General features: G+C 70.9%; 14 protein-coding genes. 3 read left to right on the forward strand and 11 right to left on the reverse strand.

The window, feature by feature from the left end:
* Positions 1 to 23 precede the first annotated feature (23 nt).
* The 4 genes from AC2D9U_RS18655 to AC2D9U_RS18670 all read right to left on the reverse strand — a co-directional run bounded on the left by AC2D9U_RS18655 (position 24) and on the right by AC2D9U_RS18670 (position 5,554).
* A complete protein-coding gene (locus AC2D9U_RS18655; protein ID WP_484751715.1) occupies positions 24 to 1,556 on the reverse strand; it encodes an AbgT family transporter in 1,533 nt (510 codons plus the stop codon).
* 33 nt (positions 1,557 to 1,589) lie between these two features.
* On the reverse strand, positions 1,590 to 2,972 hold the full coding sequence (locus AC2D9U_RS18660; protein WP_484751716.1) for a M20/M25/M40 family metallo-hydrolase: 1,383 nt from the start codon (positions 2,970 to 2,972) through the stop codon (positions 1,590 to 1,592).
* A gap of 319 nt (positions 2,973 to 3,291) precedes the next feature.
* Complete coding sequence (locus tag AC2D9U_RS18665; protein ID WP_484751717.1) at positions 3,292 to 4,503, reverse strand: patatin-like phospholipase family protein; 1,212 nt, start codon at positions 4,501 to 4,503, stop codon at positions 3,292 to 3,294.
* Between the two features lie 13 nt (positions 4,504 to 4,516).
* The gene (locus tag AC2D9U_RS18670) at positions 4,517 to 5,554 is read right to left on the reverse strand and encodes a helix-turn-helix domain-containing protein (protein WP_484751718.1); all 1,038 of its coding nucleotides are present in this window, start codon (positions 5,552 to 5,554) and stop codon (positions 4,517 to 4,519) included.
* A 278-nt stretch (positions 5,555 to 5,832) separates the two neighbouring features.
* On the opposite strand from AC2D9U_RS18670, the gene glsA reads away from it, so the two are divergent.
* Positions 5,833 to 6,849 carry a glutaminase A gene (gene glsA, locus AC2D9U_RS18675; protein WP_484751719.1) on the forward strand — a complete coding sequence of 339 codons (1,017 nt, stop codon included), beginning with the start codon at positions 5,833 to 5,835 and terminating at the stop codon, positions 6,847 to 6,849.
* Entirely contained in the window at positions 6,846 to 7,832 is a 987-nt protein-coding gene (locus AC2D9U_RS18680) for an asparaginase (protein ID WP_484751720.1), read from the forward strand. The genes glsA and AC2D9U_RS18680 overlap by 4 nt, the downstream gene beginning before the upstream one ends.
* 12 nt (positions 7,833 to 7,844) lie before the next feature.
* On the opposite strand, the gene AC2D9U_RS18685 is transcribed toward AC2D9U_RS18680, so the two are convergent.
* Complete coding sequence (locus AC2D9U_RS18685; protein WP_484751721.1) at positions 7,845 to 8,714, reverse strand: glycosyltransferase; 870 nt, start codon at positions 8,712 to 8,714, stop codon at positions 7,845 to 7,847.
* 181 nt (positions 8,715 to 8,895) lie between these two features.
* Here AC2D9U_RS18685 and AC2D9U_RS18690 point away from each other — a divergent pair, with 181 nt between their 5' ends.
* Positions 8,896 to 9,291, forward strand: a complete 396-nt coding sequence (locus tag AC2D9U_RS18690) for a hypothetical protein (RefSeq protein ID WP_484751722.1) — start codon at positions 8,896 to 8,898, stop codon at positions 9,289 to 9,291.
* Positions 9,292 to 9,435: 144 nt separating this feature from the next.
* Here AC2D9U_RS18690 and AC2D9U_RS18695 read toward each other — a convergent pair whose 3' ends face one another.
* From AC2D9U_RS18695 to AC2D9U_RS18720, 6 genes are all read right to left on the reverse strand, one after another.
* Entirely contained in the window at positions 9,436 to 9,816 is a 381-nt protein-coding gene (locus AC2D9U_RS18695; protein WP_484751723.1) for a gamma-butyrobetaine hydroxylase family protein, read from the reverse strand.
* Positions 9,817 to 9,832: 16 nt separating this feature from the next.
* The gene (locus tag AC2D9U_RS18700; protein WP_484751724.1) at positions 9,833 to 10,021 is read right to left on the reverse strand and encodes a Trm112 family protein; all 189 of its coding nucleotides are present in this window, start codon (positions 10,019 to 10,021) and stop codon (positions 9,833 to 9,835) included.
* A gap of 35 nt (positions 10,022 to 10,056) precedes the next feature.
* Positions 10,057 to 10,716: an LON peptidase substrate-binding domain-containing protein gene (locus AC2D9U_RS18705; RefSeq protein WP_484751725.1), complete on the reverse strand. Its 660-nt coding sequence runs from the start codon at positions 10,714 to 10,716 to the stop codon at positions 10,057 to 10,059.
* Positions 10,717 to 10,818: 102 nt separating this feature from the next.
* Entirely contained in the window at positions 10,819 to 11,757 is a 939-nt protein-coding gene (locus AC2D9U_RS18710) for a tetratricopeptide repeat protein (RefSeq protein WP_484751726.1), read from the reverse strand.
* Between the two features lie 74 nt (positions 11,758 to 11,831).
* Positions 11,832 to 12,338: a prolyl-tRNA synthetase associated domain-containing protein gene (locus AC2D9U_RS18715; RefSeq protein WP_484751727.1), complete on the reverse strand. Its 507-nt coding sequence runs from the start codon at positions 12,336 to 12,338 to the stop codon at positions 11,832 to 11,834.
* A gap of 5 nt (positions 12,339 to 12,343) precedes the next feature.
* Positions 12,344 to 13,312, reverse strand: coding sequence for a Bug family tripartite tricarboxylate transporter substrate binding protein (locus tag AC2D9U_RS18720; protein WP_484751728.1), 969 nt, complete (start codon positions 13,310 to 13,312; stop codon positions 12,344 to 12,346).
* Between the last annotated feature and the right edge of the window lie 126 nt (positions 13,313 to 13,438).

Genomic DNA, 13,438 nt, shown 5'->3' on the forward strand with positions numbered 1-13,438 from the left:
CGGGGCGCCCTGCCGCGGCGCATTCACAGACCCCAAGGCAGCCCGAGCAGGTACCAGCCGGCCAGGAAGGCGGTCCAGACCACGCAGAGCACCGCGACATAGGGCAGCATCAGCGCGATGACGGTGCCGACCCCCGCATCCTTCTGGTACTTGATCGCGAAGGTCACGATCATCGCGAAATAGGCGTTGAGCGGCGTGATCGCGTTGATCGGGCTGTCGCCCACGCGATAGGCGGCCAGCACCACTTCCGGCTCCATGCCAAGCTGCATCAGCAGCGGCACGAAGACCGGCGCGAAGATCGCCCATTTCGCGATGGCGGCCGTGATGATGAGGTCGAGCCCGAAGACCGCCACCACGAAGCCGATCAGCACCGCGATGGAAGGCAGGTTCAGCGCCTTGAGGAATTCCGCCATCGAGACGGCGGCCAGGGTCGCCATGTTGGTGTAGTTGAAGAAGGCGATGAACTGGCTGATCACCAGCAGCAGCAGGATCAGCCCGGCGAGCGAGCCGATCGCCTTCTGCATCGCGGCCAGCGCCTCATTCGTCGTGTTCATGGTGCGCGCGCCCTTGCCATAGGCGATGCCGCAGACCAGGAAGATCAGCGCGATGGTGACGATCAGGCTGTTCATGAAGGGCGAGTTGGCGATCATCGCCCCCGTCTCGGCATTGCGCAGCGGCGCGCCGGGGGGCAGCAGCAGCAGCAGCACGAAGGCCAGCACGCCGAAGAAGGCGTTGCGCGCGTAGCGGAGGCCGCGCAGTTCATCCTCCGACATGCTGTTCTCGCCAGGCACCTGATAGTCGCCCGTGTACTTGCCCAGGCGCGGTTCGATCACACGCTCGGTGATCAGCGCGATCAGCACCGTGAGCAGGATGGTCGAGCCGATCGAGAACCAGAGATTGGCGGCGAGGTCGATCGAGGCGTTGGGGTTCACCAGCCGCGCCGCGTCATTGGTGATCTCGGTCAGGATGCCGTCCACCGGCACGATCAGGATGTTCACCAGGAAGGCCGAGGCGACGGCCGCGAAGGCCGCCGCGAGGCCCGCCAGCGGGTGCCGCCCCACGCTGAGGAAGGCCGCCGCCGCCAGCGGGATCAGCACGAGATAGCCGGCATCGGCGGCGATGGAGGAGATGATGCCGACGAAGACCAGGATGTAGGTCAGCGCCTTGGGGGGCGCGATGATGACGAGCTTGCGGATCAGCGCCTTGACCAGCCCCGCTTCCTCCGCCACGCCCACGCCCACCATCGCGATGATGATGACGCCCACAGCGTTGAAGCCCATGAAGTTGGCCACCACGCCGGTGTACATGAAGCGGATGCCCTCGATGGTCAGCAGGCCGCGCGCCGCCGTCGTCGCGCTCTCGATCTTGCCGGTGGCGGGGTTGTAGGCCTGGTAGGTGACCTCCGCGCCCAGGATCGAGAGCAACGTCGAGAGCACGACGATGAAGCCGATGAGATAGACGAAGATCATCACCGGGTGCGGCACCTTGTTGCCGACCCGCTCGACGGTATCGAGGATCTTCTGCATGCCGGTCTTCGGCGCGGTCGCGTCACTCATCGGTCACTTCCCCATCCCCACCAATGCGTCGCGTCAGCGCGCCAGAGCCGCCAGGATCCGCACCCAGGAGCGGATGCCCTTGTGGAAGCTTTCCAGGTTGTACTTCTCGTTCGGGCTGTGGATGCGGTCATCCTCCAGCCCGAAGCCGGCCAGGATCACATCCATCCCCAGCGACTGCTTCAGCTGATGCGTCACCGGAATGGAGCCGCCGCCGCCGATGAACACCGCCGGCTTGCCCCATTCATCGCTGAGCGCATCGCGCGCCTTGCCGAAGGCCGGGTCGTCGATCGGGAAGCGGATCGCCTGGCCCGAGCCGTGCTCGAGGAATTCGACGCGGCAATCGGCCGGCACGCGCGCCTTCACATGCGCGCGGAAGGCGGCGCGCACCTTGTGCGGGTCCTGGTCGAAGACGAGGCGGAAGGACACCTTGGCCGAGGCCTTGGCCGGGATCACGGTCTTGAAGCCGTCGCCCTGGTAGCCGCCGCCCATGCCGTTGATCTCGCAGGTCGGGCGCGACCAGGTCTGCTCGAGCGTGGTGCGCCCCTTCTCGCCGGCGGGAATCGACAGGCCGATCGCGCCCAGGAAGGCGTCCGAGCTGAAGCCGAGCGTATCCCACTGCGCGCGCAGGGCCACGGGCAGTTCCGGCACGCCGTCGTAGAAGCCCTCCAGCGTCACGCGGCCATCCGCGTCATGCAGGTCCGAGAGGATGCGCGCGAGGATGCGGTTCGGGTTCGCGGCGGCCGAGCCGTAGAAGCCCGAATGCAGGTCGCGGTCGGCGGCGTGGATGATCACCTCCTCCCCGCACAGGCCGCGCAGCATGGTGACGATGGCCGGCGTCTTCGGATCCCACATGTTGGTGTCGCAGATCAGCCCGATATCGGCGCGCAGCTCATCGGCATTGGCGTTGAGGAAGCCGGGCAGGTTCACGCCACCCGATTCCTCCTCGCCTTCCAGCAGGATGGTGACCGGGATGGGCAGCTTGCCGGTCACGGCCTTCCAGGCGCGGCAGGCCTCGACGAAGGCCATGAGCTGGCCCTTGTCGTCGGCGGCGCCGCGGCCGGTGATGATCTTCGTCCCATCCGGCAGGGTCTGGATGGTCGGCTCGAAGGGGTCGCGGTCCCACAGCTCGAGCGGGTCCACCGGCTGCACGTCGTAGTGGCCGTAGAACAGCGCCGAGGGGCCGGTCGCGGAGCGGTCATGCGCCACGACGATGGGATGGCCGGGCGTAGGCCGCGCCGAGGCGTCGAAGCCGATGCTCTTCAGGTCGGCCACATGCCAATCGGCATTCGCCTGGCATTCGGCGGCATAGGCCGGGTCGGTCGAGATCGACTTGATGCGGATGACCTTGAACAGGCGCTCCAGCGCCGCATCCAGGTTCGCGTCGACATTCGCGAGCACGTCATCGAGCTTGTCCATGTGCCCTCCCAGGCAAGTTCCGCATTGTCTCGGCCAAGGCGAGCGACGGGGGCGACGGCGCCCGGCCACGCCGCATGACGGCACGCCTGCCCCCGCCGGATGTCCTGGCGTTGGCGCGAGTAGAGCATGGATCGCCGGGCGCGCATCAGGGACTTCCCGATCCGCGCCCCGGTTTCGCCCCCACCGCGCCAGGGGCAGGCGTCGCGGGTCGTCCTCGCCCTGACGCCTGATCGCCTCGACCGCCAACCTATGTGGCTTCCGCCACGGGGAAATCCGTCCCAAATCCCGCCACTTTGCGAGCCGTCCCAAGCACTCCGCGTCAGGGCTGCCCCGGGATCGTCGAGACTTCCGAGGGCACCGACCGCCAGCGCGTGCCCGCCCGCCCGGCCGCCACGCCGTAGTCGAACAGCGCCTGCATGTAGACAGGGTCGAAGGGCTGGCTGCGCGGCGTGCGGAAATCGCTGCCGATATAGGCCACGCGGAACGCGATGCCGTCGCGCTGCGTGGTCAGGTAGATGCGGTCGATGTCGCTGAGCCCGCTGAAATGCAGCAGCGTGGAGGCGGCGCGGCTGGCGATGCTGAAGACGCCGCGCGTCGCGCTGCTGGCCTCGACATCGACGCGCCCGTTGCGGATGACATGCGCGGTGCGCGGCCGTTCCGTGCGCCGGCCGATCTCGCCGGGCACCAGCCGCACACCGGCGGGGTAGAGGAAGACCTGGCTGGCCGCGCCGCCATCCACATGCATTTCCTGGAAGCGCCGCCCCTCCTGCTCGACCTCGATCAGCACCGGGGGGAAGGCGCCGGGGATGGAGGCCGAGGCCAGCAGGATGCGCCGGAACAGATCAAGCGCCTGCGGATGGCCGCTGGCCGCGATGGCGCCGATGTTCCACACCACCGGGCGCTGCATGTCGAGATTGGTGGTGCCGATCAGCAGCATCCGGCCCTTGGCGTATTCGGCCGCGATGGCGGCCAGCATCTCGTTGTTCGCGTGGCGCTCGATGAGGCGGCTCAGCGGCGAGGTATCGGCCACCGCCTCCCCGAACAGGATCGAGAAGGCGGCGACGACGGTGCGCGGGATGATCAGCACGTCGGTCGGCGCCACGCCCACGAAGACGTCGCGCAGCGGCGCGTCATAGGCCGGGCCGAGGAAGGCGAAGGGGGCGATCAGCGCGCCCGCCGAGATGCCGGTGACGACGTTGAATTCGGGCCGGGTGCCGGATTCGGTCCAGCCCTGCATCAGCCCCGCCCCGAAGGCGCCATTGTCGCCCCCGCCCGAGAGCGCCAGCAGATGCGCCGGGCCGAGCGGCCGCCCGCCGGCCTGCGCCTGCTCGCGGCGGATCATCTCCGCCACCTCGCGCCGCAGGGCCTCGGGGCGCGCATCGGGCCAGAAGCGGGCATTGGGAATGCCCAGCACGGGCAGCCCCTCCGTCGCCTCGGCCGGCGGCGCGTCCAGGCGCAGGAAGCTGCCGCAGCCGCTCAACAGCAGCGCCAGCAGGGGCAGGCAGGCAAGCCGCTTCAGGCGTTCCAGCACGAGTTCGAGGCTCCTAAAGCCGGCGCAGCGCACCCGCGAAATCGCGTGCCGGCGCGCTGGCCGGCCGGCGGATCGGCGCGGCGAGGCAGCCGGCGAGCGCGGTCTGGCGCAGGTCGGAAGGGGAATAGCCGAATTCGCGGCGGAAGGCACGGCTGAAGGCGGAGGGGTCGAAGAAGCCGAAATCTTCCGCCACGCGGATGATGTCGCGCCGGTCCTCCGGCTCGGACAGCGCGCGATGCGCCTGGCGCAGGCGCTCGGCCTGGATGTAGCGCGCCACGCCGCCGAAGGGCTCGAACAGCCGGTAGAGTTGGGACCGCGACATGCCGGCGAGCTTCGCCAGACGCTCCGGCCCCAGTCGCGTGGAGCGCAGGTTCTGCCGGATGATCTGGCGCACCCGGGCCAGCCGGGCGCGTTCCACCTGCGCCTCCGCCTCGGGCGCCTGCGGCGCGCCGGGGGCGAGGCAGGCGCCCACCACGGCGCGCGTGGCCTCCGCCGCGCGGGGCAGTTCGGCCTCGGTCATCGTCGTCAGGCTCTCGGCCAGGCCGCCGATATAGCTGCGCAGCAGCCCCCCCATGGCGCCCGGCACCGGCGCGCCGCGGCAGGCATCGAGCGTCGGGCCCAGCACGGGAAAGGCATCGCGCGAGACGAAGAGGCACAGCCAGTCCAGCTCCGAGCGCTGGCCTTCCATCACCTGGTCGAAGGAGAAGATGTGCGGCTGGCCGGCCTCGACGCCGGTCTCGGCCGCGTCGGCCTGGATGCGCTGGTGGCCGCGGCGCGCCACATGGATCAGCCAATGGTCGAGCCCATCGCGCCGGATCTGGGCAGTGGTGCGGCGGAAGCGGGTCGGCGGCGCCTGCACCGTGCTCAGGGCGAAATGCCCGAAGGTCCACATCGAGAAGCGCGCCCTGTAGCCCGGCGCGGGGTCGAGAGATTCCGTGATCTCGACCACCGCGTTGCAATGGTCGCGCCAGGCGTCGAGTTGCAGGGCGGGCGGCAGGCCCTCGGTGGAGAAGCCGATGGGCCGGGCGAGCGTTTCCCCGATCATGCTCATGTCGGTCGCCCTCCTTCTCGCCAGGCCACGGGACGCCCCCGCGGGCATGCGGCGAGCCTGCCAGTTCCTTCCAAAAGTGGATAGGATTCGTTGCGGATCACAGCTGGGCTTGTCTAATCCATGCGGGGCCGCCCCGCGGCGCACGGCGCCGTGTTGGGGACACGGCGCACAGCGGCGGGATGCGTCGCGCATGTCGCCCCCCCGCCGCGCCGATAGCGTGCCGCCCCAAGGCGCGGAGAAGGAACCACGCGGATGCCGCACAGAGCGAGGACCGGGGCATGATCGGCCTGCCCGAGGAGCCGCTGGGCGCGCCACGTATCTCCACCGGCACGCTGCCCGATCCGGCCGAGATCGCCGCGCTGATCCGCACGGCGCATGAACGCTATGCGGGCGTCACCGAGGGGCGGGTCGCGGACTACATCCCCGCCCTGGCCGCAGCCCCCCCGGGGCTGTTCGGCATCTGCGTCGCCTCGGTCGAGGGCGGGGTCTTCGCCGTGGGGGATGCCGACATCCCCTTCTCCATCCAGAGCATCTCCAAGCCCTTCGTCTTCGCCCTGGTCTGCGAGGCGCTGGGCTTCGACGCAGCGCGCGCCCGGGTGGGCGTGAACGCCACCGGCCTGCCCTTCAACTCGATCATGGCGATCGAGCTGAATGGCGGGCGGCCGATGAACCCGATGGTCAATGCCGGCGCCATCGCCACCACCGCCCTCGTGCCCGGCGTCACGCCGGCGGCGCGCTGGGATTTCCTGCGGGCCGGGCTTTCCGCCTTCGCCGGGCGCGAGCTCACGATGGATGCGGCCATCTACGAATCGGAGGCCGCGACCAACCAGCGCAACCGCGGCATCGCGCGGCTGCTGCAATCCTATGGCCACATCGCCGCCGACCCGGAGGAAGCGACCGACCTCTACACCCGCCAATGCGCGCTCGCCGTCACGGCGCGGGATCTCGCCATCATGGGGGCGACGCTGGCCGATGGCGGGGTCAACCCGGTGACCGGCGCGCGGGTGGTGGCGGCCGAGCGCTGCAAGCGCGTGCTCGCGGTGCTGGCCACCGCCGGGCTCTACGAACGCTCGGGCGACTGGCTCTATGAGATCGGCCTGCCCGGCAAGAGCGGCGTGTCGGGCGGCATCGTCACCATCGCGCCGGGCAAGGGGGGCCTGGGCACCTTCGCGCCCCCGCTGGACGAGGCCGGCAACAGCCAGCGCGGGCAGCTCGCCACGCGCTTCCTGTCGGAGCGGCTCGGGCTGAACCTCTTCGCCTCCCGCCCCGTGCATCCGGCGGGGAGGGCGCCATGAGGCGCCCGCGGCTGCTCTTCCTGACCCTGGGCGGCACGATCAGCATGGTGCCCGCGGCCGGGGGCGGCCTCGCCCCCCGGCTGTGCGCGGCGGAGCTGCTCGCCGCCGTGCCGCAGCTGGCCGAGGTGGCGGAGATCGAGGCGCATTCCCTGCTCGGCCTGCCCAGCCCCTCGCTCGGCAAGAACCATCTGGTGGAGGTCGCCCAGCGCATCGAGGCCGCCTTCGGCCTCGAGCCCGGCTTCGACGGCGCGGTGGTGGTGCAGGGCACCGACACGATCGAGGAGAGCGCCTTCATCCTTGATCTGCTGGTGGCCGGCGACCGGCCGGTGGTGGTGACCGGGGCGATGCGCCCGGCCTCCGCCCCCGGCGCGGATGGGCCGGCGAACCTGCTCGCCGCCGCGCAGGTGGCGGCGGCCCCGGCCGCGCGCGGGCTGGGCGCGCTGGTGGTGCTGAATGACGAGATCCACGCCGCCCGGCATGTCCACAAGGGACACACCGCCCTGCCCTCGGCCTTCCTCTCGCCCAATGGCGGGCCGATCGGGCTGGTGGCGGAGGGGCGGGCGCGGATCTGGGCCCGCCCACCCCGCCTGCCCACCCTGCCCAGCCAGGGCGGGCCGCCACGCCCGGTGGCGCTGCTGGCCGCGGCGATGGGCGGGGATGGGCGGATGCTCGATGCGGTGGAAGGGCTCGGCTATGCCGGCCTTGTGCTGGAGGGCATGGGTGCGGGCCATGTCCCGGCGGAGGTCGCGCCGCTGCTCGGCCATCTGGCGCAGCGCCTGCCGGTGGTGCTGGCCTCGCGCTGCCTCGCCGGGCCGGTCTTCACCCACAGCTACGGCTATCCGGGCGGGGAGATCGACCTGCTCGGCCGCGGGCTGATCCCGGCCGGCACGCTTTCGGGCCCCAAGGCGCGGCTGCTGCTGGGCCTCGTGCTGCGTGCCGGCGGGCGCAGCGCCGCCGCGGCGGCCTTCGCGCCCTATCAATAGAAGAGCGCGAGACTACAGCCGGCGATCTGCCGGGCGGCCGCGCAGCCAGGCCAGCGTGCCGGCCAGCCCGGCGAGGTCCGTGCCGACGCGCCCGAAGCGCAGGCTCAGCGCATGGCCGAGCGCCCGGGCCGCATGGTGGCGCAGCCGGGCGCGCGCCTCGGCCCGCGCGGCGGCCGGTCCCGGCCCGTGCAGCGCGGCGAAGCGCAGCCGCGACCAGGCCATGTGCCAGGCCTTCAGCCGCGCCACCCGCCCGCCCGGCCGGCCCGACCTGCCCCCGGCATGGCGGATTCCCGCCGCCGGCACCACCACGGCCCCGCCCGCGCGGGCGCACAGATCGTCATCCTCGTAGAACAGGAAGAAGGCCTCATCGAAGCGCAGCCCCGACGCCATGCGAAGCAGCAGGCAGGCGCCGGAGGCGTAGTCGGCGCAGAAGGGCCCCTCGGGCCAGGGCTCCGAGTCGCGCCGGCGCGGCAGCAGGGGCCGGCGCGCCTGCCTGACATTCCAGGAACGTCCGGGCCGCCCCTGCTCATCCAGGATCAAGGGGGCGAGCAGCGGGGCGGCGAGGTCGGCCTCGGCCTGGGCGAGCAGCGGCGCCTGCACGGCGGGGTCGAAGCGCGCATCGGGGTTCAGCAGCAGGGCGAATTCGGTGCCCACCTGGTCGAGGCCCCGGTTGCAGCCCGCCCCGAAGCCGAGATTTTCCGGCAATTCCAGCAGCTTGGCGTCGGGCCGCCTGGCGCGCACCAGGCCCGGCGTGGCATCCCCCCCGGCATTGTCCACCACCACCAGGGGCATCCCGGCCGGGATCGCTTCCAGGAAGGGGATGATCTCGGCCGCGCTGCCATAGGTGACGGTGACGATGGTGATGCGCGCCGGGCTCTCCATGCCCCACCCTTCCCACGCCCCTAACCCCGGCCGCAAGGCACCGGGCGGGCAGCGTCGGGGGGCATGAAATCCCGCTGTCACATAAACGCAGGTCCGGGTTGCCCATTGAATGGCTGCACGTCGCTCCCTTTTAGGCTAGACCGCCATTCTTGGTGGCAACTCCGTGACGGAATTGATGGGAATGGGTGTTGTAATCGGGGAGGTGGCACGCAAGCTCGGCTACCGCCCGGGTATGGCCTGCGCGGTGCTCGGTGCGCCCCAGGGTTTGACGTTTGGACTGCCGAGCGGCGCGACCGCCGCGGCGGAGCTCATCCTGTGCTTCGCGGCCGACAAGGCGGCGCTGCGGGCGATCGCCCCGCGGGCGCTGAACCTCTATGGCATCGGGGCGCGGCTGTGGTTCGCCTATCCGAAGAAGTCCGGGCCGGTGCGCAGCGATCTCGACCGCGACCATGGCTGGGATCCCGTGACCAGTGAGGGGCTGCTTCCCGTCACCCAGATCGCGCTGGACGACACCTGGTCGGCGCTGCGTTTCCGCTTCCGGGAGGAAATCCCGAAGGTGATGCGCGCCGGGGCGTGATGGTGCCCCGCGGCCTCGCGGGGCGGCGTTAGCGCACGCTGCGTTCTCATGAACGCAGCTCGTGCTCTAAAAGTCATTGAATCCAGAGCAAGAAATGCGTTCAGCGTCGCGGCGGCGCCGCGACCCATCTGAACGCAGATTGCTCTAGCCGCCGCGCCGCGTTGGCGGGTCGCGCGACAGACCCTTGGCGGCCAGGGCCTGTTCATAGGCCGCCCAGCGTTCCGCCTGCTCCTCGCCGAGCTGGCGCAGATAGGCCCAGGAATAGATCCCCGTATCGTGGAGATCGTCGAAGACGAGCCGGATGGCGTAATTGCCCACCGGCTCGACCTTCATGATGCCCACATGCCGCCGCGCCGGCACGATCACGCGCTGGCCCGGCCCATGCCCCTGCACCTCGGCCGAGGGGCTCTCCACCCGCAGATACTCCGCCGGCAGGGCGAAGCGCGCACCGTCGTCGAAGGCGACATGCAGCGTCTTCTCGGCCCGGTTGAGCCGGATCTCGGTGGGTATGGGCGGCCGCGACATCAGCGAAGCCCGCTCCTCACAGCTTCCTGGCTTCGTCGGGCAGCATGATCGGGATGCCGTCGCGCACCGGATAGGCCAGCCCGGCCTTCTCGCTGACCAGCTCGCTCGCCTCGCGGTCGTAGCGCAGCGGGCCCTTGGTGACGGGGCAGACCAGGATTTCCAGCAGGCGCGGATCAACCGGCACCGGCGACTCGACCGCACTCATGGCGCGTTCCCTCAGCAATCGTGAACGAGGCCTGATTAGCTCGGCCGGCCCTCGGGCGCCATGCCATGGCTGCCCATCTGCATCAGCGCCACCAGCATGGCCGCCCGCGTCTCGGGCAGCTCGGCCTCCAGCAGCGCCTGCTTCTCGCGCGCGTCGAAGGGGCAGACCATGCACAGCGTCGTCACCAGCATGGCGTCGCTGGTCTGCTCCACCGCCTCCCAATTGGCTTCGATGCCATGCGCGCGGAAATAGGGGCGGATGGCGCCGAGCAGCTCGGCACGGTCGATGCGGGGCGGCGGGCCATCGATGACAAGGTCGTGGCCGAAATCGCCGTACTCCGCCCGCACGCGCCGGTAGCCGCGCCGCCCGACGACCTCCTCGGCGATGCGGAAGCGGATCACGCCGGTCAGGGTGATCAGGAAACGCCCATCCTCGGTCTCGCTGAAGCTGGTCAGCCGGCCGAGGCAGCCGACCCGGTAGACCTGGCTGTCGGCGCCGATGCGCGGCAAGGCGGGGTCGGGCTGCACCATGCCGAGCATCCGCCCGGCCGCCAGCGCATCCTCGATCATCGCCAGGTAGCGGGGCTCGAAGATGTTCAGCGGCAGCTTGCCCTCCGGCAGCAGCAGCGCGCCGGAGAGGGGGAAGATCGGGATCTCTGACGGCAGCGCGTCAAAGCCGGGATGGAAGGCGGGCATCGAGTCCGTTTCAGCCCCGGGGGCACAAGGTGTTGGCGCAGGAGATCCGCCCGAAGGGACGGATCGTGCGCCGAGGCGTCAGGCGCCGCCCGGATGTCGGGATCAGCGGAACAGTAGGGTGGAGAGCTTCCGCCGTCCCGCAAGGGTCGCGGGGTCATCGAAGCCCCAGGCTTCGAAGAACTTCAGCAATTGCTTGCGCGCCGCTTCCTCGTTCCAGGCGCGGTCGCGCTTGATCGACTCGATCAGCGCCTCGACCGCGCCGGCGCGGTTGTCCATGGCGTTCAGCGCCACGGCGAGGTCGATGCGCGCGGCATGGTCATCGGCGTTCACGGCCAGGCGGCGCTCGAACTCGCCCAGCTTCTCGCGCGCCTTGCGGCCTTCCACGGCCAGCTGCAGGGCCGAGCGGACCGAGGCGATCTCGGCATGGTCCTTGATCTTGGCGGGGGCCTCGTCGATCACCTCCTGCGCCTGGTCCTCGGCCTCCAGCGCCATGAGCATGCGCGCGAGCCCGGCGCGGGCCTCGGCATTCTCCGGCTCGGCCTCCATCAGGGCGGCGAAGAGCTCGGCCGCACCGGCATGGTTGCCGGCCTCGACAGCGGCCTTGGCCTCGGCAAGCAGGTCGGCGCCGGGCATCTGGCCGCCGGCCATCTTCAGCAGGTTCTCGACGAATTTCTTGATCTCGCCCTCGGGCAGCGCGCCCTGGAAGAGGTCGGCGATCTGGCCCTGCACGAAGCCGACCACGGTGGGCACCGACTGCAGCGGCAGGCCCATCTGAGCGAGCTGCGCGACGAGCTGGCGGTTCTTGTCGATGTCGATCTTCACCAGCCGCACGCGCCCGCCGGCGGCACGCACCACCTTCTCGATCGCCGGCGTCAGCGCCTTGCAGGGCCCGCACCAGGTCGCCCAGAAATCGACCAGCACCGGCACTTCGCGGCTGGCTTCCACCACATCGGCCATGAAGGTCCGCTGGTCGCCATCCTTGATCGGGTCGGGCGCGCCGCCCGGGGCGTTCTGGCGGGTCGGGTCGAAGATCGCATCCATGGCTGGCATTCCTCAGCGGCTTACTCTCGCCGCGCATAGATGCTGCGCGCGGGCCGCGAAGCAAGCGGGGGGCGTCACGTCGGCGCGGGAATCGCCACAAGTTCCGGCGCATGGCCGATATGCCGCAGAAAGCGCAGCATCTCGGCCGGGCGGATCGCGGTGGTCATGGTGTTGGTGAGCGGGTGGAAATTCACCCACTCGAACCCTTCCATCAGGTCACGGTCGAAGACCACCCGCACCGCGCCCGGGGTGGCATTGACCATCCCGAAGGGCGTGACCGAGCCGGGCTCGACCCCCAGATGCGCCCACAGCGCGGGTGCTTCGGCGAAGGCCACGCGGGGCATGCCCAGCGCCCGGCCCAGCGCGTTGACCGAGACGCGGCGCTCCTCCTCCAGCACCGCCAGCAGGAAGGGCCCCTCCCCCTTGGCGGGCCGGAGGAAGAGGTTCTTGGAATGCCCGCCCGGCAGGTCGGGGCGCAGCGCCTGGCTTTCCGCCACGGTGAAGACCGGCGGGTGGCTTACCGTGCGCGCCTCGATCCCCAAGGTGGCGAGGCGCGCGAGCAGGCCCTGCGGGGTTTCCATATCCCTCAGTCGAGCTTGATGTTGGCGGCGCGCACCACCGCGCCCCAGGCGGCGACCTCGCCCTCGAGCCAGCGGGCGAAGCTCGCCGGGCCCTCGACCTTCGCCTCGGCGCCGAGTTCCACCACGCGCCGCGCGATGGCCGGCGTGGCCATGGCCTCGGCGAAGGCTCGGTGCAGGCGCTCGACCATCGCGGGCGGGGTGCCGCCCGGCGCCAGCACGCCCTGCCAGCTGCCGCTCTCCTCCGCCGGCCAGCCGAGTTCCTTGAAGGTCGGCACGTCCGGGATCTGCGGCAGCCGCGCGGTGCCGGACACCGCGATGGCGCGCAGCCGCCCATCGGCGACGAAGGGCAGGGTGGCGGTGGCGCCGTTGACCATCAGCTGCGCCTCGCCGCTCGCCACCGCCGCCAGGCCCGGCGCGCCGCCGCGATAGGGCACCTGGGTGATCTCGGCCCCCCAGGCCTGGGTGAGCATCAGCGCGGTGAGGTGGTTGGCCGCCCCCACACCGGAATTCGCGAAGTTCAGCCGGTTCGCATTCGCCTTGGCATAGGCCACCAGTTCGGCGCCGCTGCGCACCGGCACGGAAGGGTGCGCGGCCAGCACATAGGGCGCGTAGATCAGCATGGTGACGGGGGCGAGGTCGCGCTTCAGGTCGAAGGGCAGGCGGGAGAACAGCGCCGGCGCGGTGGCCAGGATGCCGGCATCCATCAGCAGCGTCGTCGTCCCGTCCGGGATCGCCTTCGCCACATGGTCGGCGCCGAGATTGCCCGAGGCGCCGGCGCGGTTCTCCACCACCACGGATTGGCCGACGAGCCGCGTGAGTTCCATCTGCAGCAGCCGCGCCAGGATGTCGCTGGTCCCGCCCGGGGCGAAGGGCACGACGATGCGCATCGGCCGCGTGATCTCCTGCGCGCGGAGCAGCCCGGGCGCGGCGAGGGTGGCAAGGCCGGCGGCAGCAAGGCTGCGACGAGCGATCATGGCGGGGTTTCCTTCCTCCGGCGTGATGTGCCCACGCCCTTGCCCGATCTGTGCCGCGCGCGGGCGGGCGGCGCAACCTCGCCGGCGGGTGGCGGGGTTGGGGCCTTTGCGGGTTGCATCCGGTGG

This window comes from Roseomonas sp. TF40, assembly GCF_057219975.1.